The sequence below is a fragment of the Mycobacterium sp. NPDC003449 genome (assembly GCF_053588415.1).
Window position 1 is genome coordinate 1 of sequence record NZ_JBSFPX010000067.1, and the last position, 25,341, is coordinate 25,341.

General features: G+C 67.4%; 26 protein-coding genes. 16 read left to right on the top strand and 10 right to left on the bottom strand.

All coding sequences use genetic code 11. From position 1 onward, the window contains the following. The 3 genes from ACWDTP_RS18115 to ACWDTP_RS18125 form a co-directional block, all read right to left on the bottom strand. Positions 1-637: AMP-binding protein (locus tag ACWDTP_RS18115; protein ID WP_450022147.1), on the bottom strand; the 637-nt coding region annotated here is incomplete at its 3' end. Between the two features lie 101 nt (positions 638-738). Further along, positions 739-1,287: a DUF4333 domain-containing protein gene (locus ACWDTP_RS18120; RefSeq protein WP_450022149.1), complete on the bottom strand. Its 549-nt coding sequence runs from the start codon at positions 1,285-1,287 to the stop codon at positions 739-741. A gap of 16 nt (positions 1,288-1,303) precedes the next feature. Next, on the bottom strand, positions 1,304-2,650 hold the full coding sequence (locus ACWDTP_RS18125) for a neutral zinc metallopeptidase (RefSeq protein WP_450022151.1): 1,347 nt from the start codon (positions 2,648-2,650) through the stop codon (positions 1,304-1,306). Between the two features lie 310 nt (positions 2,651-2,960). Between ACWDTP_RS18125 and ACWDTP_RS18130 the strand changes: the two genes are divergently transcribed. The 6 genes from ACWDTP_RS18130 to ACWDTP_RS18155 all read left to right on the top strand — a co-directional run bounded on the left by ACWDTP_RS18130 (position 2,961) and on the right by ACWDTP_RS18155 (position 8,882). Next, entirely contained in the window at positions 2,961-3,548 is a 588-nt protein-coding gene (locus ACWDTP_RS18130; RefSeq protein ID WP_450022209.1) for a peroxiredoxin, read from the top strand. Between the two features lie 6 nt (positions 3,549-3,554). Beyond that, positions 3,555-4,088, top strand: a complete 534-nt coding sequence (gene ahpD, locus ACWDTP_RS18135) for an alkyl hydroperoxide reductase AhpD (RefSeq protein ID WP_450022153.1) — start codon at positions 3,555-3,557, stop codon at positions 4,086-4,088. 78 nt (positions 4,089-4,166) lie between these two features. Beyond that, positions 4,167-5,492 carry an MFS transporter gene (locus tag ACWDTP_RS18140; RefSeq protein WP_450022155.1) on the top strand — a complete coding sequence of 442 codons (1,326 nt, stop codon included), beginning with the start codon at positions 4,167-4,169 and terminating at the stop codon, positions 5,490-5,492. Then, entirely contained in the window at positions 5,489-6,496 is a 1,008-nt protein-coding gene (locus ACWDTP_RS18145) for a LacI family DNA-binding transcriptional regulator (RefSeq protein WP_450022157.1), read from the top strand. The genes ACWDTP_RS18140 and ACWDTP_RS18145 overlap by 4 nt, the downstream gene beginning before the upstream one ends. A 113-nt stretch (positions 6,497-6,609) precedes the next feature. After that, the gene (locus ACWDTP_RS18150; protein WP_450022159.1) at positions 6,610-7,812 is read left to right on the top strand and encodes a cytochrome P450; all 1,203 of its coding nucleotides are present in this window, start codon (positions 6,610-6,612) and stop codon (positions 7,810-7,812) included. Between the two features lie 50 nt (positions 7,813-7,862). Further along, positions 7,863-8,882, top strand: a complete 1,020-nt coding sequence (locus tag ACWDTP_RS18155; RefSeq protein WP_450022211.1) for a phosphotransferase — start codon at positions 7,863-7,865, stop codon at positions 8,880-8,882. A gap of 34 nt (positions 8,883-8,916) precedes the next feature. On the opposite strand, the gene ACWDTP_RS18160 is transcribed toward ACWDTP_RS18155, so the two are convergent. Together ACWDTP_RS18160 and ACWDTP_RS18165 are read right to left on the bottom strand one after the other, a co-directional pair. Beyond that, positions 8,917-9,621, bottom strand: a complete 705-nt coding sequence (locus tag ACWDTP_RS18160; protein WP_450022161.1) for a FadR/GntR family transcriptional regulator — start codon at positions 9,619-9,621, stop codon at positions 8,917-8,919. 50 nt (positions 9,622-9,671) lie between these two features. Continuing rightward, positions 9,672-10,445: a sulfite exporter TauE/SafE family protein gene (locus ACWDTP_RS18165; RefSeq protein ID WP_450022163.1), complete on the bottom strand. Its 774-nt coding sequence runs from the start codon at positions 10,443-10,445 to the stop codon at positions 9,672-9,674. A gap of 238 nt (positions 10,446-10,683) precedes the next feature. Here ACWDTP_RS18165 and ACWDTP_RS18170 point away from each other — a divergent pair, with 238 nt between their 5' ends. Continuing rightward, entirely contained in the window at positions 10,684-11,667 is a 984-nt protein-coding gene (locus tag ACWDTP_RS18170; RefSeq protein WP_450022165.1) for an arginase family protein, read from the top strand. Continuing rightward, positions 11,660-13,018, top strand: a complete 1,359-nt coding sequence (locus ACWDTP_RS18175) for an MFS transporter (protein ID WP_450022167.1) — start codon at positions 11,660-11,662, stop codon at positions 13,016-13,018. The genes ACWDTP_RS18170 and ACWDTP_RS18175 overlap by 8 nt, the downstream gene beginning before the upstream one ends. A gap of 79 nt (positions 13,019-13,097) precedes the next feature. On the opposite strand, the gene ACWDTP_RS18180 is transcribed toward ACWDTP_RS18175, so the two are convergent. The 3 genes from ACWDTP_RS18180 to ACWDTP_RS18190 are packed head-to-tail and all read right to left on the bottom strand — an operon-like array spanning position 13,098 to position 15,744. Continuing rightward, positions 13,098-13,400, bottom strand: coding sequence for a hypothetical protein (locus ACWDTP_RS18180; protein ID WP_450022169.1), 303 nt, complete (start codon positions 13,398-13,400; stop codon positions 13,098-13,100). Next, positions 13,397-14,899, bottom strand: coding sequence for a class I adenylate-forming enzyme family protein (locus tag ACWDTP_RS18185; protein ID WP_450022171.1), 1,503 nt, complete (start codon positions 14,897-14,899; stop codon positions 13,397-13,399). The genes ACWDTP_RS18180 and ACWDTP_RS18185 overlap by 4 nt, the downstream gene beginning before the upstream one ends. Then, positions 14,896-15,744, bottom strand: a complete 849-nt coding sequence (locus ACWDTP_RS18190; RefSeq protein ID WP_450022173.1) for an SDR family oxidoreductase — start codon at positions 15,742-15,744, stop codon at positions 14,896-14,898. The genes ACWDTP_RS18185 and ACWDTP_RS18190 overlap by 4 nt, the downstream gene beginning before the upstream one ends. A 253-nt stretch (positions 15,745-15,997) precedes the next feature. Between ACWDTP_RS18190 and ACWDTP_RS18195 the strand changes: the two genes are divergently transcribed. From ACWDTP_RS18195 to ACWDTP_RS18210, 4 genes are read left to right on the top strand one after another with little or no spacing between them, the layout of a single operon-like run. Then, positions 15,998-17,587 (top strand): methylmalonyl-CoA mutase family protein, encoded by a 1,590-nt coding sequence (locus tag ACWDTP_RS18195; RefSeq protein WP_450022175.1) that lies wholly within the window; start codon positions 15,998-16,000, stop codon positions 17,585-17,587. Continuing rightward, entirely contained in the window at positions 17,587-17,988 is a 402-nt protein-coding gene (locus ACWDTP_RS18200; RefSeq protein ID WP_450022177.1) for a cobalamin B12-binding domain-containing protein, read from the top strand. Before ACWDTP_RS18195 ends, ACWDTP_RS18200 begins: the two co-directional genes overlap by 1 nt. After that, positions 17,985-18,941 (top strand): LLM class F420-dependent oxidoreductase, encoded by a 957-nt coding sequence (locus tag ACWDTP_RS18205; RefSeq protein WP_450022179.1) that lies wholly within the window; start codon positions 17,985-17,987, stop codon positions 18,939-18,941. The genes ACWDTP_RS18200 and ACWDTP_RS18205 overlap by 4 nt, the downstream gene beginning before the upstream one ends. 28 nt (positions 18,942-18,969) lie before the next feature. Continuing rightward, the gene (locus ACWDTP_RS18210) at positions 18,970-20,016 is read left to right on the top strand and encodes a CaiB/BaiF CoA transferase family protein (RefSeq protein ID WP_450022181.1); all 1,047 of its coding nucleotides are present in this window, start codon (positions 18,970-18,972) and stop codon (positions 20,014-20,016) included. Here ACWDTP_RS18210 and ACWDTP_RS18215 read toward each other — a convergent pair. Further along, a complete protein-coding gene (locus ACWDTP_RS18215; protein WP_450022183.1) occupies positions 20,001-20,312 on the bottom strand; it encodes a 2Fe-2S iron-sulfur cluster-binding protein in 312 nt (103 codons plus the stop codon). The two genes, ACWDTP_RS18210 and ACWDTP_RS18215, sit on opposite strands and share 16 nt — an antisense overlap. Positions 20,313-20,411: 99 nt before the next feature. Here ACWDTP_RS18215 and ACWDTP_RS18220 point away from each other — a divergent pair, with 99 nt between their 5' ends. From ACWDTP_RS18220 to ACWDTP_RS18235, 4 genes are read left to right on the top strand one after another with little or no spacing between them, the layout of a single operon-like run. Then, positions 20,412-21,791 (top strand): class I adenylate-forming enzyme family protein, encoded by a 1,380-nt coding sequence (locus tag ACWDTP_RS18220; RefSeq protein WP_450022185.1) that lies wholly within the window; start codon positions 20,412-20,414, stop codon positions 21,789-21,791. Further along, positions 21,769-22,599 (top strand): acyl-CoA dehydrogenase family protein, encoded by an 831-nt coding sequence (locus tag ACWDTP_RS18225; protein ID WP_450022187.1) that lies wholly within the window; start codon positions 21,769-21,771, stop codon positions 22,597-22,599. Before ACWDTP_RS18220 ends, ACWDTP_RS18225 begins: the two co-directional genes overlap by 23 nt. Next, positions 22,586-23,674, top strand: a complete 1,089-nt coding sequence (locus ACWDTP_RS18230; RefSeq protein WP_450022189.1) for an acyl-CoA dehydrogenase family protein — start codon at positions 22,586-22,588, stop codon at positions 23,672-23,674. The genes ACWDTP_RS18225 and ACWDTP_RS18230 overlap by 14 nt, the downstream gene beginning before the upstream one ends. Before the next feature lie 4 nt (positions 23,675-23,678). Continuing rightward, positions 23,679-24,443, top strand: coding sequence for an enoyl-CoA hydratase/isomerase family protein (locus ACWDTP_RS18235; protein ID WP_450022191.1), 765 nt, complete (start codon positions 23,679-23,681; stop codon positions 24,441-24,443). Positions 24,444-24,540: 97 nt separating this feature from the next. Here the strand turns inward: ACWDTP_RS18235 and ACWDTP_RS18240 are convergent, their stop codons facing one another. Continuing rightward, positions 24,541-25,296, bottom strand: a complete 756-nt coding sequence (locus tag ACWDTP_RS18240; RefSeq protein ID WP_450022193.1) for an SDR family NAD(P)-dependent oxidoreductase — start codon at positions 25,294-25,296, stop codon at positions 24,541-24,543. Between the last annotated feature and the right edge of the window lie 45 nt (positions 25,297-25,341).

A 25,341-nucleotide genomic window follows, 5' to 3' on the forward strand; every position in this document is an offset into this window, starting at 1 on the left:
GGGTGATCTCGACGCCGGCCGGGGTACGGGTCGAGCCCGAGGTGTACTGCAGGTAGGCGATGTCATCGGTGTCCAGCGATGGCGGGGTGAACATCTCGGCCAGCGTGGCGGGCACGGCGTCCACCGCGATCATCCGTGGCCGGTCGCCGGCGGGCAGTGTCCGCAGGAAGGTGCGCACCGACTCGGACGCCGCGGTCGTCGTCAGCACGACCGTGGGCCTGGCGTCGGCCAGCACGGCGGCCAACCGCTCGGTGTGACCGGCCAGGCTCGGCGCGAACAGCGGCACCGCGATATTGCCCGCATGGATGGCGGCGAAGAACGCCGACACGTAGTCGACGCCGTGCGGGGCCAGGATCGCGACCCGATCCCGTGGCTCGGTGACCTGTTGGAGGCGGGCACCGACCGCGCACACCTGCGACCACAGGGCGTTCCAGCTGAGCTCGACGGCGCGGCCGTCGGGATCCTGGGAGTAGTCGAGGAACCGGTAGGACGGACGGTCACCGAAGGCCGCGCGATTGCGGTCGAGAAACGATGTCAGTGTGACCCCGTCGGGCACCACGATGGTGCCGTCGTCGCCGACGTACTCCTCGATGCTGGACTCCGCAACGGTGCTGCCCAAGGCTTCCCGACCACCCATAGCACAAACACTAGTAGTGGTGCTAAGTACCGATGGAATCGGACCGCCATGACAGTGGTCACTCGACACGGAATTCTGTGAGCCACGACACATATTTCGGGTCAGCGCGGGCCGTCCACGGCGTATACCCCGCTCTCATCAGTGATCTCGACCGCCACGTGGCGCACGGTGCCGTTGATGTCCACGGCACACGTGAAGGTCGCGCCGACCCGGATCGCCGGGTTCTTACCGTTGTTGCACGCGACCGCGGCCACCTCGTTGGCCCCGTATCCGTGGATCGGGTCGGTCAGGATCTCGGCCACACCGGCCTCGGCGCGATGGATGTCGAGCCGGGGACCGCTGGAGGACTGCAGCTTCCAGACGCTCAGCCCGACCGCGACGAGTGCGACGACGCCGACGACGGCTCCGATGACATAAAGACGCTGCCGGCTTGTGGACCGCCGGGGCGGAGTGCGGTCACCAGGTGGCGCCGGTGTCTGCGGGGGCAGTGGTCGACGAGGTTCGGTAGGACGCGGACGGTAGGCGCCCCGGTGCGGATCGGGGCGGGCCGGGGGCGGCGGTTGCCGGCGCGACGGCGGTCGGCCCGCGGGTGGTGGCGGCGGTGCGCCACCGGGTTTCACCCACCACGGCCGCTCCGGACCACTGGTCATGGCACCTCCTCACCGCTCACGGAAAACGCTGGTAGCACTGGGCGTCGTCACCCTGAAGGCCGGACCGGTAGGCCAGGATCCGGCTGAACCCGGCGGGTAGCAGCGTGCCGTTGACGTCGCTCGCCGCGAGACCGTTGGTCAGCAACCCGCTGATCGCCTCGTCGGTGTCACCGGCCGAGAGCTGGATCGGTTGGTCGGGTTCGGTCATCTTGGCCTGCGCCACTCCGGTCAGGCAGCCGGTGCGCATCCCCGCCACCGGGGTATCGATCGCCAGCCCCTTCTCGTGCTGCACGGCCAGCGCGTAGCGCGATGTCACCACCGATATTGCCGAGTTGTCGCCCTGCAGCAGTTCCTGCTGGTCGTTCTCGCTCTTGGTGGCCCCCAAGGCTTTCAGCGCGGGCAGGTCGACGACGATGGTGTTGGTGGCCGGGCAGTAGGAGGCCGGTGGCGACGGCCCGGCATCCGGACAGTCCGCGGGCTCGGTGGTCAGTGCCGGTGCGTTCGTGGGCCGGTAGATCGCGCCGAGGGTGGTCATCAGATCGTCGAGCAGACCGGTGGTGACTTCGCTGTCGCCGGACTGGGCGGTGCCGAGGAAGTCCGAGTCCAGGAATTTGGGCAGATCCCCGCGACGCTTCTTGATGTCGTCCATGTCGATCGCCGCGCACTGGTCGACGTTGCCGCTGAAGCCGATCTGGAACGCGCTCACGCGATCGAGCGCCGACCCGTGCTCGTCGCCGGTCACCGCGGCGTCGAACTGGGTCATCAGCGGATCGCGGATGTAGATCAGCCCCGCGAGCACGTGGTTGACCCCGTCGCCGGTGCTGATCTCGAACCGGGGCGAGTTGCCCGCCGCGACCCAGCGCAGATAGACGCCGGCGAAACAGTCGGCCTGCTGTTCGGCGACCAGTACCGGCGTCGTGCCCGGCGCCACCAACCTGGCCTGGTTCTGGACCGCGTGCCCGTATTCGTGGGCCATCACACCCACCACGCCCATCTGGCCGAAGTACTGGGCCGCGACGGGGATGGCCACGCCGCGGTCCCAGGCCATCACATCCTGGTTGAGGCAGTAGAACGCGTTGGTCAGCCCGTACGTGTTCGCTCCGCAGATCTCGAGCCCGGGCGATTGGTCGGAGTTGAACGACACCAGGCGCCGGACTGGTGTGAATGAGCCGAACAGCGATCCGCCGGAGTAGTTCTCGGACCAGAAGTCCTCGATGTCGTCGACCGCGCGCAGCACCAGGTCGTCGATCTGGCCGCCGTCGGTGTTCTCGGCGCGGCGGGCCGGCGCCGGGGCATCGGGCCGGGTGCCGCTGTCGCCTTCGGTCACCGCCAGGCCGCCGACCCGCTCGGGGTCGAACAGCATCGACGTCGCCCTGCCTTGGACTACCGGGTCCGCACCGCACCCGGCCAACAGCACCGCGCAGCACGCCAGACCGACCCACCAGCACAGCCTCGACAACTGATCCGCCCTCCGACGCGCCTACCCATGCCAGTTCTACCCGGTCGCGCTTCGGCGCGGCAGCGCGGATGGTGACCACGGCCGCGTGCGGCCACCGCGTGTGCGGACAATCACGCCCCGACCCGGTTGCGGCGGTACCCCGTTGACCACCAAGATCAAAGGAGGAATGAATCTGGAATCATTCCAGAAAACTAGGACGATGGGATATGTTGAAATGGCACTTTTGTCGATAGGCGCTCAATTTCCGGAATACGATCTCGCCGCTGTCGTGGGCGGCGACCTGTCCGAGGTCGACGCCAAGCAGCCCGACGACTACTTCACCCGGGTGACCGACAAGGACGACGACGGCAAGTGGCGGATCGTCTTCTTCTGGCCCAAGGATTTCACCTTCGTGTGCCCGACCGAGATCGCCGCGTTCGGCAAGCTGAACGAGGATTTCGAGGATCGCGACGCCAAGGTGATCGGGGTGTCCGTCGACAACGAGTTCGTGCATTTCCAGTGGCGTGCCCAGCATGAGGACCTCAAGAAGCTGCCCTTCCCGATGGCCTCGGACCTCAAGCGGGAACTCGCCCTGGCGACCGGCGTGCTCAACGCCGACGGCGTTGCCGACCGGGCGACCTTCATCGTCGATCCCAACAACGAGGTCCAGTTCGTCTCGGTGACCGCCGGTTCGGTCGGCCGCAACGTCGACGAGGTGCTGCGGGTGCTCGACGCGCTGCAGTCCGATGAACTGTGCGCCTGCAACTGGCGCAAGGGCGATCCGACCATCAAGGCAGGCGAGCTGCTCGCCGAGGCGGTCTGATCGCGCATGAGTATCGACAACATCAAGTCGGCGCTGCCCGACCACGCCAAGGATCTCAAGCTCAACCTCGGCAGCATCGTCAACACCACCGAGCTCACCGAGCAGCAGCTGTGGGGTGCCCTGGTGGCGACCGCCGTCGCGACCAAGTCGCAGCGGTTGCTGGCCGAGATCACCGAGGACGCCCTCGGCATCCTCAGCGAGGAGGCCTACCACGCCGCCCTCGGCGCCGCCTCGATCATGGGGATGAACAACGTGTTCTACCGCACCAAGGGTCAGCTGGACGGTCGCTACGACGACCTGCGGGCCGGGCTGCGGATGAACATCATCGCCAATCCGGGTGTGCCCAAGGCGGATTTCGAGCTGTGGTCGCTGGCGGTGTCGGCGATCAACGGCTGCGGCCACTGCCTGTCGGCGCACGAGACCGTGCTGCGCGATGCCGAGGTGTCGCGCACGACGATCTTCGAGGCCATCCGGCTGGCGTCGATCGTCTCGGGCGTCGCGGCGGCCCTGCTCACGGCGGAATCGCTCACGACAGTCTGACCGGACGGCCGATAATCCGCTTACGCGCATAACCAAGCAGCTAAACTCGCCTCTCGGAATCCGAGAGGCGAGTTTTCTGTGACCGTTACCCCCAATTCGGCCGTCCGCAAGGCCGTGGTCGGCGCATCCATCGGCAACGCGGTGGAATGGTTCGACTTCGCCATCTACGGCTTTCTGGCCACCTATATCGCCGCCAACTTCTTCCCGGCAGGCAACGAGACCGCCGCGCTGCTCAACACCTTCGCGATCTTCGCCGCGGCCTTCTTCATGCGACCGCTCGGTGGGTTCGTGTTCGGCCCGCTGGGGGACCGGCTGGGCCGTCAGCGAGTGCTGGCGGTGGTGATCCTGCTGATGTCGGCGGCCACGCTCGGCATCGGCCTGCTACCTGGCTACGCCACGCTCGGCGTCGCCGCTCCGCTGCTGCTGCTCGTGCTGCGCTGCCTGCAGGGATTCTCGGCGGGCGGTGAATATGGCGGCGGCGCGGTATATCTCGCCGAGTACGCGACCCGGCGTCGACGAGGTCTCACCGTCACGTTCATCGCCTGGTCGGGTGTGCTCGGGTTCCTGCTCGGATCGATCACCGTCACCCTGCTGGCCGCGCTGCTGCCGCCCGAGGCGATGGACGCCTACGGTTGGCGCATCCCGTTCCTGGTGGCCGCGCCGCTCGGGCTGGTCGGGCTCTACCTCCGGCTGCGGCTCGACGACACGCCGGAGTTCACCGCACTCGACGAATCCGACCGGGTGGCCAAATCGCCGCTGCGCGAGGCCGTCCGGACCTCGCGCAGACCCATTCTGCAGGTCATCGGGATGTTCGTGCTGTTCAACGTCGGTTACTACGTCGTCTTCACCTTCGTGCCCACGTACCTCATCAAGACCCTGCAGTTCGGCAGGACCGCGTCGTTCGTGTCGATCACCCTGGCCAGCCTGACCGCGCTGATCCTCATCCTGCCGCTGGCGGCACTCTCGGACCGAGTCGGACGTAAACCGCTGCTGCTGGCCGGGTCGGTCGCATTCGCGGTCCTGGCGTATCCGCTGTTCGCACTGATGAATTCGGGGTCGGTCGCCGCGGCGATCGTCGCGCACTGCCTGCTCGCGGCGATCGAGTCGGTATACGTGGCGGTCGCGGTGACCGCAGGGGTGGAACTGTTCGCCACCCGGGTCCGCTACAGCGGATTCTCGATCGGCTACAACATCGCGGTCGCGGGATTCGGCGGTACCACACCGTATGTGGTCACCTGGCTGACGGCCGCGACCGGCAACCCGCTCGCGCCCGCGTTGTATCTGATCGCCGCGGCCGTCGTGTCGGTCGGCACCGTCTGGACCCTGGTCGAAACCGCCGCGCGCCCGCTGCCCACCGGTACGGCCGACCAGACCCGCGGCCGACGTGCCACGATGGCACCGTGAGCACCAAGAGGACGGACGCGCAGAGGGCCGGGCTGCGCCCGACCAAGGCGGACGTCGCCAGGCTGGCCAATGTCTCGACCGCCACCGTCAGTTATGTCCTCAACAATGTTGAGGAACAACGCATCTCGGAGCAGACGAAGACCGCCGTGCGAAATGCGGCGGCGCGGTTGGGCTATCGGCCCAATCTGGCGGCCCGCAATCTCGCGGTGGGCGGCAGCGGCGTGGTGCTCTACGTCGTGCCGCGGACCGATCTCGGCGAGCTGCCGCTGGAAGTCGGAAGCCGGCTCACCACCGCGCTGGGCCGGCACGGCATCGTGCTGTCGATGCAGTTGGAGACCGACGACGGCCAGAACATCGTCGACGCGGTCGCCAACCTCAATCCGGTCGCCGTTTCCGGCGTGTTCCCACTCACCGGCGCCGCCGCCGCGGCCGTCGAGGCGGCCCGGATCCCGCAGATCTACCTGGGCAGCGAGAAGTTGCGTGCGCTCGGATCGCTGCATCTGACGGTCGGGGCGATGCGCGTGCAGCACCTGATATCGCGTGGACACACCCGGTTGGCGTTCGCCTACTCGGGCACCCAGGTGCTGCGGCCACTCGGTGACTACTGGCTGGCGGGCCTGCGGGTGGCGGCCGCTGAGCACGGACTGCCCGAGATCGAGGTCGGGAGTGTGGCCGTCGACGGCTCCGACGCGACCGATGCGGTGTCGACGTGGGTGTCGGCGGGTGCCACGGCCGTGTGCGCGCAGAGCGACGAGACCGCGCTCGTGGTGCTGCACGGGATCCGCCGCGCCGGTCTGCGCTGTCCTGCCGACCTCGCGGTGATGGGTGTCGACGCGATACCGCTGGGCGCGGTGAGTTCCCCGCCGCTGACCTCGGTGGCGTTCGACGCCAAGACCATCGTCGATGCCGCGGTACCGGCCATGATGGCCGAACTCGGATATCCCACGGTCGCCGACGCCGACGGCGGCGATCCCGCCGGGCTGATCGTGCGCGACTCGACCTGAGCATTACATGTGAACGAGAAATCGTAACCCGTTTCGGCCTTGTCCGGCGCCGGTCGGGGCGGTAGCTTACGCGGGTAAGTAACTCTCAGCAGCCCTCAGAGAGGCAGATCGCCGTGAGCGTGAGCACCACCAGTGACGTGTACTTCGACCCCTACGACGTCGAGATCAACGCCGATCCCTACCCGACGTTCGCGCGGCTGCGCGAAGAAGCGCCGTTGTACTACAACGAGCAGCACGACTTCTACGCGCTGAGCCGGTTCGCCGACGTCAACAAGGGCCTGGTCGACCACGAGACCTTCAGCTCGGCGCGCGGGGCGATCATCGAGCTGATCAAGGCCAATATCGACATCCCGTCGGGCGCGCTGATCTTCGAGGACCCGCCGATCCACGACATCCACCGCAAGCTGCTGGCCCGGATGTTCACGCCGCGCAAGATCAACGCGCTCGAACCCAAGATCCGGGAGTTCTGCGCTCAGAGCCTCGATCCGGTTGTCGGCACCGGAAAGTTCGACTTCATCAAGGATTTCGGTGCCGTCATGCCGATGCGGGTGATCAGTGCGCTGCTGGGAATCCCCGAGGACGATCAGGAGAAGATCCGCGATCACGGCAACGACCAGATGCGCACCGAGGCGGGCAAGCCGATGAAGGCGGCCGAGCAGGGCCTGGTGGACGGCTCGATCTTCGAGGCCTACATCGACTGGCGTAAGGACAACCCGTCCGACGACATCATGACCGAGTTGCTCAACGTCGAGTTCACCGATGAGCACGGTGTCACCCGCAAGCTCACCCGCGAGGAGCTGCTGATCTACATCAACGTGGTGGCGGGCGCTGGCAACGAGACCACCACCCGGCTGATCGGCTGGGCGGCAAAGGTTCTGGCCGAGAACCCGGACCAGCGCCGTCAGCTCGTCGAGAACCCGGGGCTCATCCCGCAGGCCATCGAGGAGCTGCTGAGGTTCGAGCCGCCCGCCCCGCACGTCGCCCGCTACGTCACCCGCGACGTCGAGTTCTACGGTCGGACCGTGCCCGAGGGCAGCGTCATGATGATGCTGATCGGCGCCGCGGTCCGCGACAGCCGCCAGTTTCCGCCGGACGGTGGGGTTTTCGACATCCACCGCGAGCAGCGTCAACATCTCGCGTTCAGCGTCGGCACGCACTACTGCCTCGGGTCGGCGCTGGCCCGCCTAGAGGGCCGGATCGCCCTGGAAGAGATCCTTAAACGCTTCCCGGAGTGGGAGGTCGACCTGGACAACGCCGCACTGTCGCCCACTTCGACGGTGCGCGGCTGGGATTCGATGCCGGCGTTCGTGAGGTGATCGCCGCGCTCACGGTCCCCAAGGACTGGACCCAGGTCACCCCCGAGTGGATGACGGCGGCGCTGGCCGGCCATCACCCGGGCGCGGTCGTGGACCGGGTCACCATCGATATGCGCGACGACGGCACGAACCGTCGTGCCCGCCTGTCGATCACGTATTCGTCGGGCTCGGGGCCGAACACGGTGTTCGCCAAGGCGGTCGACCCCGGGCACAAGGACATGATCAGGTACACCAGCGGCCTGCTGCACGAGCCGAGGCTGTTCAACTCCAAGGTTGCTCTGCCACTGGAACATCCGGCGGTCTACGCCGCGCCGATCGACGAGGCCGACGAGGACTTCATGCTCGTGATGGAGGACCTCACCGCCCGAGCCGCCGACCCGCGCGACGCCACCCGGCCGCTGACCGTGGAGCAGGCCGCCAACGGTGTGCGCGGCCTGGCCCGGATGCACGGCGCGTTCTGGGGTGAGCGCGTGCACCGCCCCGGCCTGGAATGGCTGGAGCCCTTCGTCCCGTGGGACGGCATGCAGTGGGCGCCGTTGCCCGCGGCGCTCGAGCGCCTCGGTGACGACGCGCCGGCCTCGGTGCATGCGCTGACCATCGACCATCTGGTGGAGGGCATCTGGAAGCCGTTCATCGGCACTCTGACCGCGCCCGGTACCGCGCGGACGCTGCTCCACGGCGATCCGCACATCGGCAATACCTACGTGCTCGGCGACGGCGGTGTCGGCTTCCTGGATTGGCAGGTGGCCCGGCACGGCAACTTCGCCCTGGATCTCGGGTACTTCCTGCAGGGCGCGCTGACGACGACGGATCGCCGGTCGGCCGAGCGCCCGCTGCTCGAGGAGTACCGGGACGCGCTGGAGCTACCGGCGGATGAACTGCCTTCGCTCGACGAGGTCTGGCTGCGCTACCGGGCCTCGGTCGCGCATGGGCTGACCACCTGGCTGGCCACCGCGAGCGCGGGGGAGCTGTGGCAGCGTCCCGACATCGCCCTGGCGCTGGCCCAGCGGTATTCCGCGGCGTACGAGGACCTGCAGACCGCGCAGGCGCTGGCCGATCTCTGCGCCTAGCGGTCCGCACGGGCGGGCGGTGGCAGACTCCGGCTCAAGTCGACAGTTGTTTGTCTTCGACGATCTGGCCGACGTCTTGAATGTGTTCGTCCATCGCCATGAACGCCTGCGCCGGATCGCCACCTTGTATCGCGGCAAGGATCCTCTGGTGTCCGGCGATTGATGCTTCGCGACCGTCACGGGTCGCGTGGGATCCGTGTCGTGACGCGCTGATCCAGTGCTTCATCTGCTCGACTAGTGCGACCAGGAGTGGGTTCTGGGTCGCTCGGGCGACGGCTTGATGGAACTCCTCGTCGAGCCGAAGTGACTCGTCGGGGGTCAGGTCGCCGCTTGAGGCACCGAGAATCTGGCGCATCCCGACAAGGTCTGCTGCCGTCGCCCGTTCGGCCGCCCGGGCAGCGATCGACGGTTCGACGACGTGTCTGAGATCGACGATGTGGAGCATTTCGCGATCGGCCTGGTTCAACGCTCCGAGTAGCGCTCCGACCTGTGAATTAGGTTCGAGAACCACGGTCCCTCGGCCGGGCTTGCGGTCTGCCAGGCCTTTCATCTGAAGCTGCACCATCGCGTGGCGGACGCTGGTGCGGGATACGCCCAGTTTCTCGGCGATTTCCCGCTCCGGGGGAAGCTTTTGACCTGGCCGGACCTCGCCGGTGGCGATGAGCTTTTCGAGGTAGGTGGCAACCTCGGTACTCACCATCGATGCGTTGAGGCCGGCACCCGACCAATCGATCGTCACTCGGTTCCTCCCTGCCACTGCCTGTCAGCACAGCCAGCCCAGTTGGTCGATTACCCCTGCGCAAGCATAACTGCGGCCACTGTGAACCCCAGGACGCAGACGGCCCGCCGGAGCAGTTCGGGGCTCAGCCTCCGGGCCAGGAAACCGCCGAGGAATCCGCCGACGCACGAGCCCGCACACAAGATCGCCACCTGAGCCGGACTCACCTGGCCGAGGCCGATGTAGACGGTGGCGCCCGCGGTCACGATGACCAGGGACAGCAGGGCCTTCAGTGCATTCAACCGCTGCATGTCGTCGGAGATGAAGATGCCGAGAACCGCGAGGAGCAGCACGCCGAGGCCCGCACCGAAGTAGGACCCGTACACGCTGGCGAGTAGGCCACCTGACTGGACCGCGAAGTGCGACACCTCGCCGCGAGCCGCCATCGCATCCTGTCGCCTATGGTTCTTCACCCACGCGGCGAGCCGGGGCTGCGCCAACAACAAGAGGCAGGAGACGATCACCAGATAGGGCACGGCATGCTTGAACGCGGTCCCCGGGGTGACCAGGAGCAGCAGGGCCCCGACGGCGCCACCGAGAACACTCACGGCGAACAACCCGACGAATCGTCGGCGCTGGCCGTGCAACTCCCGTCGGTAGGCGTAGGCGCCGCCCGCATAGCCCGGCACCAGTCCGATTGCGGATGTGATGTTGGCGGTGATGGGCGAAACGCCGAGCGCGAGTAACGCGGGGAACGAAATCAGCGTGCCACCGCCCGCAGCTGTGTTGACGGCACCGGCCACGACGCCCGCGACCGCCAGCAAGGCGATCTGGCCAGCTGACATACCGACCTCTCAGAGGGTTCCGATCTGGCCAGGGATCGCGGTCGGCATCGGCGAAAATCGCTCGATCTCCTTGCGCCGGACCTGAGCCAGTGATTAACTACCTGTTATCTTGGTCACTTGGTATGACCAAGTGACCAAGGTCAGCTTAGGTCAACCGCCTTGCTGATGCCAGCACTACCGCGAAAGGCACGGTCAGTTGTTACCGCGCCATCGTCCGAGCCAAGGGTATTCACACTCCATGACAAGCGCGTTCGACCACATCAACTCCAGCCGGTTCGAGCTCGGCACGTTCGCCGGCGTGCCCCGCAGCACGTCAGGTCCGACCGGCGCAGTTCTTCTCGGACTCCCGTTCGATACCGGTACCAACAGCTTTCGAATCGGGTGCCGTCAGGGGCCCGACCACATCCGGCGTTCACATCTGCCGGATCGTCAGTTCCTCTTCCACTCGGATCGTGATTTCCTGCGCGATCTCAACGTCATCGACCTGGGCAACCTCTCGTTGACGCCGAGTCGCCTTGAGGACGCGTTCGACCGGATTCAGGAAGCGACCTCGACGATCTATCGAGCCGGAACGGTGCCGGTGACTCTCGGTGGAGACGGCTCGGTCACGTTGCCTCAGCTGCGTGCCGCACATGCCGAATTCGGCACACTCGCGGTGATTCACTGCGATGCGCACACAGATACCTCGGATGTTCCTGGTGCCGGCCGCTATACGACGACCACGACATTCCTCCGGGCGGCCGAAGAGGGGCTGATCGATCCGGAACGCACCTACCACATCGGTACCCGAGGCACGCTGTCCGCGATCACCGGAACCCGGACGAATATCTCCGGTGTGGGCCACCGGGTCCTGCCCATGGAGGAGTTCATCGGTGAAGGTCCGAAAGCATTGGGCGAGCGACTGATCGCCGAGATCGGCGACCTTCCGGTGTACATCTGCTGGGATATGGACTTCTTCGATCCCTCGGCGGCACCGGGGGTGGCGATGCCGGAATGGGGGGGCGCCTCGGCCAGGGAAGGCTTCGAACTGTTGCATCAGTTCGATCGGCTGAATGTCGTCTCGTTCGACCTCAACACGGTCAGCCCGCCCCACGATCCACTCGGCCTGACCGGCAGTTTGGCCGGTCGGGTCATCGTCGAGTTCCTGGACGGATTGGCAGCGCACCGCGCGGCGAAGGCCGGCAGCATCGTCGACAAGAACGGCGGCGTGATAAATGGCTAGCGCCGGCGGGGATTCGGTGCAGGTGCGCCCGCAGCACAAGCGTGCGGCCCTTGGCGCGTTTTCCGGGCAGGCGATCGAGTACTACGACTTCTATCTGTACGGAACGGCGGCGGCGCTGGTCCTGGGCAAGCTGTTCTTTCCCTCCGATAACCCGGTGGCGGGCACACTGGCAGCCTTTGCGACGTTCGCCGCGGGGTTTCTGCTACGGCCACTGGGGGCGATCGTCTTCGGCCACTATGGGGACAAACTCGGCCGCAAACGAGTGCTGGTCATCACCCTGTTGATGATGGGCGGTGCGACCACGCTGATCGGTCTGTTGCCGACCTTTGCGACGGCCGGGGTGGCGGCGCCAATTGCCCTGGTGTTCTTGCGATGTGTGCAGGGCTTCGCACTCGGCGGTGAATGGGGCGGTGCCTCGCTGGTATCGGTTGAACACGCGCCCAGGGGCAGAGCGGCGTTCTACGGAGCGATCCCTCAACTGGGTTCACCCGCGGGCCTGCTGTTGTCCACCGCCATGGTCCTCCTGATGGGATTGATGCCGGACGACGCGTTCAACTCGTACGGCTGGCGGATACCGTTCCTCATGTCGGCCGCGTTGGTCCTGGTCGGCCTGCTGATCCGGGCCGGCGTCGACGAAACCCCCGACTTCGTCAAGGTCAGGCGGGACCGCAAACAGGTGACCGTCCCCATCGCCGAACTTTTCAGAACATGCAAGAAGCCACTGCTTATCGGGCTGAGCGCGGCCATGCTCACCAGCGGTGGATACTTCCTCGTCAACACCTTCATCGTCTCCTACGCCGTCGACGAACTCGGTCTGGACCGCAGTATCGGGTTGATCGGACAGATCGTCACCTCCACGATCCAGGGGTGTCTGATCATCGCGGTCGGCCTCTGGGCCGCGACGCGCAGACCTCGCTTCCTCGCCGGCATCGGGGCGGCACTCGTTGCCGCATGGGCGTTTCCGCTCTTCGGGCTGCTCAATACCGAGATACCCGTGGCGATCTGGTTTGGGCAGGGTGTTGCCACCATGTTCCAGACCGGTCTCTGGGCGATGCTTCCCGCGCTCCTGGCCGCCCAGTTCCCGGCCCACTTGCGTTACACCGGCATCTCGCTGTGCTACCAGGGCGCCAGTCTTCTGGGCGGATTCACGCCCCTGGTCGCCACGTTCCTGGTCTCACAGACCCAGGCTTCCTGGCCTGCGGCCCTGTTGCTGATGGTGTTGGGTGTGGTGAGCGCCATCGGTTGCTTCGCGGCCGTGGGCAACTCGGTCGATTTGTCGAAACCGCCGGAACGACAAACGGATCGGGACACCGCGCACGAGTGGGCTGAGAGCTCGGCATCGGAGCGGTGAGAGTCCATGCGCGAGCAGACACAAAGCTGCCTGTTTTCACGCGGAAGTGGGCAGTTTTGCGTCTGCTCGGCCGAAGGGATCAGTCGCTGGCGGGTAGCGGTTTGGCCTCTTTGAGGCTCAATGCGGTGGTACCGATCGACAGGGTGCCCGCGCCGGCCTTGGTCACCAGCACCTCGGCGCCGTCCTCGTCGACGTAACGTTTGCCCATCAGGGTGCCCTCGGAAAACGCGGGGTCCAGCGTTGCGGCCGAATCCTTTTGGGCATCCAGCGCGACCATGGGCGCGCCGCCGGCGCGCAGATCGTCGAGGCTCTCGGCGCTGCGCACGACGATCACCTGGGTGTCACATACCTGGCTCTGCAGCCGGGTGCCGTTCTTGATCACGCTGACTCCTTAGAGAGGGGCTGAAGTTCGTCGACGAGTTGGCGGCGCAGCACCTTGCCGGTCGCGTTGGTGGGCAGTTCGTCGCGGAACACCACCCGATCGGGTGTACGGGATCCGCGCAGCTGCCCGCGCACGTGGGCGCGCAGATCGTCCGGATCGGGCGAGACTCCGGCGGCGGGCACCACGACCGCCACGATGATCTGTCCCCACTGAGGGTCCTCGGGGCCGACCACGGCGACCTCGCGGACGTCGGGGTGCTCGACCAGGACGTCTTCGATCTCGGCGGGCGCGATGTTCTCCCCGCCGCGGATGATGGTGTCATCGGAGCGGCCGCCGATGAACAGATAACCCTCGTCGTCCAGCATCGCGACGTCTTTGGTGGGGAACCAGCCGTCGGCGTCGAGCACCGACCCGATGTCGGTGTAGCGACCCGAGACCTGTTCACCGCGCACGAACAGCTCACCGGTCGCACCGGGCGGCAGCACCGTGCCGTCGTCGGCGCGGATCTGCACCTCGATGCCGGGCACCACCTGGCCGACCGATCCGAGTCGCCTTGCCCCGGCGGCGTCGGTGGCGGCCAGGGCCGCGCGGTGGTCGTCGGGCCCGAGAACCGCGATGGTGGAACTGGTTTCGGTAAGCCCGTAGGCGTTGACGAAACCCACGCCGGGCAGCAGTTGCAACGCCTGGCGCACCAGCGGCAACGCCACCTTGGAGCCGCCGTAGGCCAGGCTGCGCAGGGTCGGCAGCTCGGCCCCGGTGGTCTCCAGCGCGGTGACGATGCGGGCGAGCATGGTCGGCACCACGGTCGCCGAGGTCACCGCCTCGGTGCGGACCAGCTCGACCCATCTGGTGGCATCGAAGTTGCGCAGATACACCATCTTCCGGCCCGCGTACAGATTCGACATGGCCGCGCTCACCCCGGCGATGTGATACGGCGGCACGCAGATCAACGTCGCGTCTTCGGCTGCGGCCGAAGCGAATTCGACGGTTCCGGTGATGTAGCTGGTCAGGTTGTTGTGGGTCAGTTCGACGGCCTTGGGGCGTGACGTGGTGCCCGAGGTGAACAGCACCACCGCGACGGCGTCGGGGTCGGCGAATTCCGAGACCGCCTCGGTCGAACCCGCCGCGGTCAGGAACTCACCGGAGTCGACGACCTGTCTGCCCGCGCCGGCCACCACGTCGGCGTAGTCGGCGTCGGCCACCACGAGCGGTTCGGGTAGCCGGTCGATGAGTTCGCGCAGCCCGTCGGCGCCGAGCCGGTAGTTCAGCGGTGTGAACGGCACCCCGGCCCTGGCCGAGGCGAACAACAACAGCGGAAGCAGCGCGCCCCCGGTGCCGACATAGGCCACGTGCGCGGCGCCGGTGGCCGCGATGACCCCGGCGCCGCCGTCGGCCAGAGTGCTCAGTTCCTCGGTGGTCAGGCGAAGATCCTCGGACACCACCGCGGTGCGGTCGGCCCCGGCCGAAACCGCCATCTCGAGCAGTAGCGAGATACTCATACGCCCCGTCCCGGTGCATCGATGAAGATGTCGATGATCGGATTGTCCCCGCCACCGTAGCGGGACAGATCGGTTACGCCGGACGCGGCGAGCACTTCGGAGTCCACGAAGGTCTTGCCGGTGACCTCGGCGGCCGGGCGGGACAGGATCTCGACCGCGGCATCCGCCATGATCTCGGGGCTACGGGACTGCGAGGCCATCTTGTCGCCGTCGGAGAGGTTTGTCACCGCCGCAGTGGCGATATAGGTCTCGGGCCACAGACAGCTGAATCCGATTCCGGTATCGGCGTATTCGGCGGCCCAGCCCAGCGACAGCAGCGTCATGCCGTATTTGGACAGCGTGTAGGAGGGGTGGGCGCCCAGCCAGTACGGGTTCATGTTGAGCGGCGGAGCGAGGGTCAGAACCTGCGGGTTGGCCGATGTGCGCAGGTGCGGCAGCGCCGCCTTGGTGAGCAGGAACGTGCCGCGGACGTTGATGTCCATCATCAGGTCGAACTTCTTGGCCGACAGCGTCTCGGTGGATTCGGTGGAGATGGCGCTGGCGTTGTTGACCACGATGTCGACGCCGCCGAACCGGTTGACCGCGGTGTCCACCGCCCGCGCGACGTCCTCCTCCTTGCGGACGTCACCGACCACCGCGGCGGCCTTGCCGCCCGCGGCCTCGACGTCGGCGACGGCGGTGTGCACGGTGCCGGGCAGTTTGGGGTGCGGTTCGGCGGTCTTGGCCAGCAGCACCACATTCGCGCCGCGACGGGCCGCGCCGAGTGCGATCGCCAGGCCGATGCCCCGGCTGCCACCCGATACGACCAGCGTGCGATCGGTGAATGACTCCTGCTGGCTGGACATGGGCCTCCTCGTCAGGCGCGGCGTCCGCAGACCCGCCTCAGCGCCGGTAACTGCATGATATTGACGTTCTCATTTTTAGCAAGTCTCGTAATCATAGCGGTTCGGGACCGGCGGGCACCGGCCGATCTGCTGTCGAGGCGGCGCCCCGAGGCCGCCTCGATGCGCGGTGCGCGCGGGTCCCGACCGGTCTGCCCCGCGTGTTTCCGCCCTGCGGTATTGGCATTCTCATTTTTGGCAAGTACGTTATCGAGTGATGAGCGAGTCAGTTGTCCCCCCGGTAACGACCCCGTCCGGGATCCCGGTCGAGCCCGTGTACGGACCGGGTGATCGGGCCGCCGAACCCCCGCCGCCCGGCACCTACCCCTTCACGCGCGGCAACTTCGCGTCCGGCTATCGCGGGAAGACCTGGACGCTGCGCCAGTACTCGGGTTTCGGGACCGCCGAGGAATCCAACCGTCGCTACCGGTACCTGCTCGACCAGGGCGGGACCGGGTTGTCGGTCGCCCTTGACCTGCCCACCCAGTGCGGATACGACTCCGACGACGACGAGTACGGGGAAGAGGTCGGCCGCGTGGGGGTCGCCGTGGACACCCTGGCCGACGCCGAGATCCTGTTCGACGGCATCCCGCTGGAGGCGATCAGCACCAGTTTCACCATCAACGGCACCGCCGCGATCCTGCTGGCCTTCTATGTCGCCGCCGCCGAGAAGAAGGGCGTCCCGCGCGAGAAGCTGACCGGCACCATCCAGAACGACATCCTCAAGGAGTACGCGTCGCGCGGCACCTGGATCTGGCCGCCGGAGCCGTCGTTGCGGCTGATCGCCGACACCATCGAATTCTGCGCGGCCGAGGTGCCGCGGTTCAACGCGATCTCGGTGGCAGGCGCGCACTTCCGCGACGCAGGCGCCAACGCCGTGCAGGAGATGGCGTTCACCCTCGCCGACGGCGTGACCTACTGCGACACCGTCGTCGAACGCGGCCGGATGAGCATCGACAAGTTCGCACCACAGATCTCGTTCTTCTTCTACACCCACGGCGACTTCTTCGAGGAGATCGCCAAGTACCGGGCCGGGCGCCGGCGCTGGGCCACCCTCGTGCGGGAACGCTACGGTGCGACGACCGACAAGGCGTCGATGTTCCGTTTCGGCAGTGTGGCCGGCGGCGCGTCGCTGTACGCCCCGCAGGCGCAGAACAACCTGGTCCGGGTCGCCTATGAGGCGATGGCGGCGGTCCTCGGTGGCGTCCAGTCGATGTTCACCGCGGCCTGGGACGAGCCGTTCGCGCTGCCCAGCGAGGAATCGGCGACGCTGGCGCTGCGCACCCAGCAGATCCTGGCCCACGAGACCGGCGTCACCAGGGTGGCCGACCCGCTCGGCGGGTCCTACTTCGTCGAGGCCCTCACCGACGCCACCGAGGCCAAGATCATCGAGATCATGCACGACCTTGAGGAGCACGGCGGCATGGTCCGCTGTATCGAGGACGGTTATCTGCAGGGCCTGATCGCCGACGAGGCGTTCAAGATCCATCGAGAGGTCGAAACGGGGGAGCGGCCCGTGGTCGGGGTGAACAAGTTCGTCGTCGACGAACCGGCACCGGAGATCGCCACCTACGAGCTCGACCCCGAGGGGCGCGACCTGCAGCTCAAGCGGCTGGCGAAGGTCAAGGCCGAGCGTGACGGCGGCGCCGTGAAGGACACGCTCGCCGCGCTGTCCAGGGCCGCCGAGGGGGACGAGAATCTGATGCACAGGCTGATCGACTGTGCCAACGCTTATTGCACGGTGGGGGAGATGGTGTCGACGCTGAAATCGGTGTGGGGCGAGTTCCAGCAGCCGGTGGTGTTCTAGTGGCCACTCGAGTGCTTGTCGCCAAACCCGGCCTCGACGGCCACGACCGCGGTGCCAAGATCGTCGCGCGCACCCTGCGCGATGCGGGCTTCGAGGTGATCTATACCGGAATCCGCCAGCGCATCGAGGACATCGTGTCCATCGCTCTTCAGGAAGACGTTGCGCTGGTTGGCCTTTCAATCCTGTCCGGTGCGCACGTCGCGCTGACCGCCCGCACCGTCGAGGCGTTGCGGGCCGCGGAGGCGGGCGACATCGCCGTCGTCGTCGGTGGCACCATCCCGCAGAGCGATGTGCAGAAGCTGCTCGACGCCGGTGCGGCGGCGGTGTTCCCGACCGGCACGGCCCTGGACACCCTGGTGTCCGACGTGCGGGCATTGACCGAGAAAGCGGGCTGTTCATGAGATTGGGCGTGATGATCGGGGCCGAACGCGGCGATATGGCCCGCAAGGTCGACAAACTCGCGGCGGATATCCAGTGGGCCGAGGCGGCCGGACTGGACAGCGCGTGGATGCCGCAGGTGCCCGATGACTTCGATGCGCTCACCATGGTGACGCTGATGGCCGCGCACACCTCGACCATCGAGTTGGGCACGGCCGTGGTACCGCTGCAGGCCCAGCATCCGATCGCATTGGCGCGTCAGGCATTGTCGACGCATGCGGTCGCCGGTGGGCGGCTGGCCCTTGGGGTCGGGCCGTCGCACCACTGGATCATCCGGGACATGCTCGGGCTGCCGTACCACAAGCCCGCCGCCTACACCCGGGACTACCTGCAGGTGTTGGGTGCCGCGCTGGCCGGTCCCGGACCGGTCGATGTCGAGAACGACACGTTCACCGTGCACAATCCGACCGCCCTGGGTGCCGCGACGCCGGTGCCGGTGCTGGTGGCCGCGCTGGGCCCGGTGATGCTGCAGATCGCCGGTGAGCACGCCGACGGCACCGTGCTGTGGATGGCCGACGAGAAGGCGATCGGCGAGCACATCGCCCCGAAGATCACCAAGGCGGCCGCGGATGCGGGCCGTCCCGCACCGCGCATCGTGGCCGGAATCCCGGTGTGTCTGTGCGCCAATGGCGAGGTCGATGCCGCCAAGGACCGGGCCAACCGGATCCTGGCCGAGGCCGAGACCTCGCCCAACTACCAGCGGTTGCTGGACCGTGGCGATGCCCGCGATGTGGGCGACCTGTGTGCGGCGGGCGATGAGGAGCAGATCCTGGCGCGGTTCAAGCGGTTCGCCGACGCCGGCGTGACAGACCTGTCGGTTCGGCTGCTGCCGATCGGTGACAACCGCGACGAGCTGATCGCGTCGAAGTACCGGACCCGCGAGGTGATCGCCGAACTCGCCAAGGCGGTGCGATGAGCGCTCGCGCGAAGAGCCGAGGATACCGATGAGCGCGCCACTAGCAGGCATCCGTGTCATCGAGGTCGGCGTCATGCTGGCCGGACCATACGCGACCATGATGCTGGCCGATCTCGGTGCCGAGGTGATCAAGGTCGAGCCACCCGGCGGGGAGATCTCGCGGCAGGTCAGCGACAGCTATTTCGCCAGCCTCAACCGGGGGAAACACAGCCTGTGTCTGGACCTGGCCTCGCCGGCCGGGCAGGCCAGACTGGGTGAGCTGGTGGCGGATTCGCATGCCCTGCTGGTCAATATGAAGCCGTCGGTGATCCGGCGGTTCGGCTTGACCTACGACGCCCTGCGCGGCCACAACGAGAAGATCGTGTGCGTCGCGATGACCGGTTTCGGGCTGGACGGCGGCGACGACCCGGCGTTCGACTATGTGATCCAGGCGGCCACCGGGGTTGCGGCGATGACCGGTGACCCGGACGGCCCGCCCACCTTGCCGGGATATTCGTCGGTTGACAACTCCACGGGGCTCACCGCAGCACTGGGACTGCTCGCGATGATCGTGTCCGGTCGCGGCGGGCAGGTCGACGTTTCGCTGCGTGACGTCATGCTGTCGCAGTTGAACTACCGGGCCGCGGCCTACCTCAACGACGGGGCCGAGCCGCGCCGCCATCCCTACGGTGCCCATTCCTATTATGTGCCCGCCCAGCTGTTTCCGACCTCGGACGGCTATCTTGCCCTGTTCGTCACCCACGACGGGTTCTGGAAGGCGTTCGCGGGCGAGGCCGGTATCGACGGGTTCGCCACCATGGCCGAGCGGGCCGCGCGGCGCGAGGAGGTGCTGAACGTGGTGGCGGCCGCGCTGGCCACCGATACCGCCCTCGGCTGGGAGGCCAGGCTCAAGCCGCTCGGCATACCGGTCGCCGCCGTGCGGACGCTGCCCGAAGCGCTCGCCGTCACCCCGGAGGCGCTCGTCACGGCGGGCGACTTCCGATTGGTGGGCAGCCCGATCCACGTCGCGGGCTATGCGCCCGAATACCGGCCGCCGCCGGCGTTCGACGAGTTCGCGGCTCAGTCCTCGTCGTAAGAGACCGTCACGCTGTCACAGTCCGGAACCGCCTGGCAGGTGAGCACATATCCGTCGTCGACCTCGTCGTCGTCGAGCGCGTCGTTGACGCGCATCGTCGCGGTGCCTTCGAGGAGCTTGGCCATGCAGGTGCCGCAGTTGCCGGCCTCGCAGGAGAACGGCGGCGTCATCCCGGCGCGACGCGCGCTCTCCAGCAGCGTCTCACCCTGCCTGCGCGGCACGGACGCCTGCTCGCGGTCGAACACGATCGTCACCTTGCCGCCGGTCTCACCCACGGGCATCGGTTCTGCCGTCATCGGACTCCCTGTGCAGATTCGTTCTGATCTAGCGAGAATACCATTCTCCATAAATGATAGTATCTTCTCAACGTGCCGTGAGGAGAGGGGTTGCAGCTCGTGAGTGCCCCCGCCGCGCTCGCATTCGAGGACCGCGAATACACGCGCGCCGAACTCGATGCGATGACCGGTGCCATGACCACCACGCTGGATCGCCGCGGGGTCCGGCCCGGCGACCGGGTGGCGATCATGTCCTCGAACCGGCCGGAGTTCGTCGCGGCGCTGCGGGCGATCTGGCGGCTGCATGCCGCGGCCGTACTGATCAGCCCGGCCTGGAAGGCCGCCGAGGTCACCCACGCGCTCACGCTCACCGCACCCGCGCACGCCGTCGGCGATCACGAGGTGCTCGCCGGGCAGATGCCGATGCTGCACTTCGACCGGCCCGCCGACGATCCGCCGGACCGTCCCGGCCCGGACGAACCGCCCGATCCCGACACCGACGCGCTGTTCGTGTTCAGCTCGGGAACCACCGGCCTGCCGAAGGCCGTTCGGCACACCCACCGCGGATTCGCGGCCGCGATCCGGCACTGGCGGGCCGCGCTCGGGTTCACCGCCGCCGACCGCATGCAGATCACGACGCCGCCCTCGCACATCCTCGGGCTGCTCAACATCGCCATGGCGCTCGACACCGGCGCCTGGGTGCGGCTGCACCGCCGGTTCGACGTCGACACGATGCTGCGCCACATCGAATCCGACCGCATCACCATCGAAATGGCCGTCGCCCCCATCGCTTTGGCGTTGTCCGCCCACCCGGGGCTGGACCGCCACGATCTGTCGTCACTGCGCTACATCATGTGGTGCGCCACCCCGGTGACCGGAAGCGTGGCCCAGATCGTGGCCCAACGCGCGGGGGTGCGCTGGCTGACCGCGTACGGCACCACCGAACTCCCCGTCATCGCGTGCAACCCGCTCACCGACACCCGCATCGACACCGTCGGAACACCGGTGCACGGTGTGCGGGTGCGGATCGGTGCCGACGGCCAGATCCAGGTGCACTCGGAATCGGCGATGGCCGGTTATCTGCCCGAGGCGGCGACCGCGGAGGCCTTCTGCGACGGCTGGTTTCGCACCGGTGACATCGGCTACCTCGACGACGACGGATACCTGCACATCACCGACCGGGCCAAGGAGATGATCAAGGTCCGCGGCTTCCAGGTCGCGCCGGCCGAGATCGAAGCGGTGCTGCACGGACATCCGGCGGTGTCCGACTGTGCGGTGTTCGGCGAACCGGACCCCGCCGACGGTGAGGCCATCGTCGCGGTGGTGTCGACCCGTTCGGCGGTGTCGCCGGCGGAGCTGATCGGACTGGTCGGTGATCGGCTGGCCTCCTACAAGAAACCGGCGCGCGTCGAGTTCGTGACCGAAATACCCCGACTACCTTCCGGAAAGGTGTTACGACGAGTGTGCAAGGAGCGGCATGGACGTCCGTCTGACGGCTGAACAGCAGCAGTTGCGAGAGGCCGCGGCGAAACTCGCGCAGGATCTCGGACCCGGCTCGGTCGGAGAACTCGCCGACGAGAGCCGGATCCACCGGTTGGAGAGCACGGTCGCCGCCACCGAGTGGCGCACCCTGCGCTCCGACGGTGCGTCCGGGGTCGAGGTGGCGATCGTCGCCGAGGAGTTCGGTCGCGGCCTCGTCGACGTGCCGTTCCTCGGGCCGGTGCTCGCCGACGATCTGACCCGCAGGCTCGGGCGTGCTGTGGCCGCGGGCAGCACCGAATCCGCCACGGCAGGGGTGGATCTGACCAGAAGCACCGCGGGTGTCGTCGAATCACCCACCGAGCTCGGTGAATTGGCCACCGACGAGGCGTTGCGCTGGCAGGCGCTGGCGCTGGCCACCACGAGTGCCGATCTGGTCGGTGCGGCCCGCGGCGCGCACGCGCTGGCCGTCGACTATGCGAAGGTGCGCGAACAGTACGGTGCGGCGATCGGCTCCTACCAGGCGATCGCGCATCTGCTGGCCGATGGGCTGGCCCTGATCGAGGGTTCGATCAGCGTGCTGCGCCATGCCGCCTGGGCCGTCGACGAACTCCGCGCCGCGGATGCGGTCCGGGCCGGCAAGGTCGCCAAGATCTACTGCGCACGCGCGGCCCGCACGGTGTGCGAGACCGCGATCCAGGTGCACGGCGGCATCGGAAACACCTGGGAATGCCTGGCACACGTGTATCTGCGGCGCGCCCTGACGGCCACCGAGGTGTGGTCCGTTCGACTGGAGGACTTGGAGGTCACTGATCTTGGATTTTCGTGATTCGGCAGCGGAAGCGGCCTTCCGGGACCGGCTGCGGGCCTGGCTGACCGACAACGCCGCATCGTTCAAGGCCTCCGGGGACGACTACTGGGCCAGGCAGGGCGAGTGGCATCAGGCCCTCTATGCCGCAGGCTTTTTCGGGACGTCGTGGCCCGAGGAGTTCGGCGGGCAGAACCTGCCGCCGGTCTATGACGTGATCGTCGACGAGGAACTCGCGCGGGCCGGAGCACCGCCCCGCCCGAGTCTGGGCTACCTGGTGGTCGGCCTGGGACACCACGGCAGCAAGGAACTGCAGCAGCGGTTCCTGCCGGGCATGATCAACGGCACCGAACGATGGTGTCAGGGATTCTCCGAACCCGGCGCCGGGTCGGATCTGGCGTCGCTGACCACCACGGCGACCCGTGACGGCGACGACTACATCATCAACGGTCACAAGATCTGGACCAGCTACTCCGATGTCGCGGACTGGTGCCTCGTGCTGGCCCGCACCGACAAGGATGTCGCACGCCACAAGGGCATCTCGGCGTTCATCGTGTCGATGCACCAGGACGGCATCGAGCAGCGGCCGCTGCAGATGATCAACGGTGTCACCACCGAATTCGGTCAGGTCGCCTTCGACGGCGCCAGGGTTCCGGCCGCACACCTGGTTGGTGGGCTGGGCGATGGCTGGCGGCTGGCGATGACCGTGGTCAGCCACGAACGTGAGCCGTCGACGCTGGGATACTCGGCCCGGTACGGAAAGCTGGTGCGGGAGATGGCCTCCCGGGTGGACGGCAAGGTTCCCGAGGATCTGGCGTGGGCCGGTGTGCAGGCCGAGATGCTGCGGCTGCACGTGCGGCGCCGGTTGTCCGAACAGCTCGACGGCATCACCCACGGCCCGCAGGGTTCGCTGGACAAGTTGCTGATGACCTGGGTCGAGCAGTCGGTCGGGCATGCGGCACTCGCGGTGAGCGGCACCAGCGACCCCGAACTGCTTGCCGCCTACCTCTACAGCCGGGCGCAGAGCGTCATGGGCGGCACATCGCAGATCCAGAAGAACATCATCGCATCGCGAATTCTCGGACTGGGAGTCTAAGCACATGTACGGAATGCCAGAAGAAATCGACGTCAAGGCCGACGGTGCGCTGCGCATCATCACGCTCAACCGGCCCGACGCGTTGAACGCGGTCAACGACAACCTGCACGTCGGCCTGGCCGGCCTGTGGGAGGCGCTCAACGAGGATGCCGATGCGCGGGCGGCCGTGATCACCGGCGCCGGGCGGGCGTTCTCGGCCGGCGGTGACTTCACCTACCTCGACGAACTGCGCCGCGATGAGGCGCTGCGGCAGAAGACGATCAAACACGGGCGCGATCTCGTCATCGGCATGCTGCGCTGCCGGATCCCCGTCGTCGCCGCGGTCAACGGGCCCGCCGTCGGGCTCGGCTGCAGCCTGGCCGCGCTGTCGGATGTGGTGTACATGGCCGAGACCGCGCATTTCGCCGACCCGCACGTGCAGATCGGTCTGGTCGCCGCCGACGGTGGCCCGCTGGTGTGGGGTTCGCAGATCAGCCTGTTGCAGGCCAAGGAGTTCGCCCTCACCGCGGTGCGGATCAAGGCCGCCCGCGCGGTCGAACTCGGACTGGCCAACCACGTGGTCGCCGACCCGCTGGCCGAGGCGATCGCCTGCGCCAAGAAGTTGATGGACCTGCCCAAGCAGGCCGTCGAGGCCACCAAGCGGCTGATGAACATCCAGCTGGAGCAGCGGGTGATGGCGTCGCTGGATTACGCCAACCTGGCCGAGTACGTGTCGTTCGGCACCGCCGATTTCAACAAGATCCTCGACGGCCTGATCGCCAAGTCCTGACCTTTCGCTTTTGCCTCGCCTTGCACCGCGAGCGACCGCACATGTACGCAATTTACGGCGTGTCGGCGTACGGACACGGTCGCTCGCGGTGCAACAGCTAGAAGGTGAGGGCCTCGGAACGCTGGACGGTGCCGGTGACGCCGCGGGCGTCCTGGCCGGCCAGCAGCACCGCGGCGCGGGCCATGGCCTCGGGCGGTTCGACCATGTCGGGCGGGATCTCGACACCCATGCCGCCGGCCCGCCAGCCTTCGGTGAGCACCACCCGCGACGGGCTCAGACAATTGACCGCGATATTGTCGCCGCGCAGGTCGGCGGCAAGTCCGAGGTAGAGCCGTTCGGCCGCGGCCTTGGACACCCAGTAGGCGTTGGCGCCGTGCCCGGTCATGCCGACGCCGGTGGTGGTGACCGCGATCAGCGATCCGCCGCCGCGTGCGCGCACATGCGGGATGACGGCTCTGGTCACCAGGAACACCCCGGTCAGGTTGACGTCAAGGCACAGCTGCCAACGCTTGAGCGGTGTGGTCTCGACGGGCCCGAGCCACAGCACGCCCGCGTTGGCCACCAGGATGTCGATCCCGCCGAACGCCGAAACCGTTGTGGCAACCGCAGACTCAACCGATGCTTCGCTGGTGACGTCGCAGGCCACCGGCAGTGCTCGACCGCCGGCCGCGGTGATGTCGGCCGCCACCGATCCGATCGTGCCGGGTAGCTTGCCCGGCTCCTGGGAGCGGGCCGCGACCGCGACGGCGGCGCCTTCGGCGGCCAGTGCCTGCGCGATGGTAGCCCCGATGCCGCGGCTGGCACCGGCGACGAATGCGACCTTCCCGGCGAGCGACGCCTCTCGATCCGGCATTCCGCGCACGCTCACCGCATGCCGAATGTGCGTGGCATGCCGACA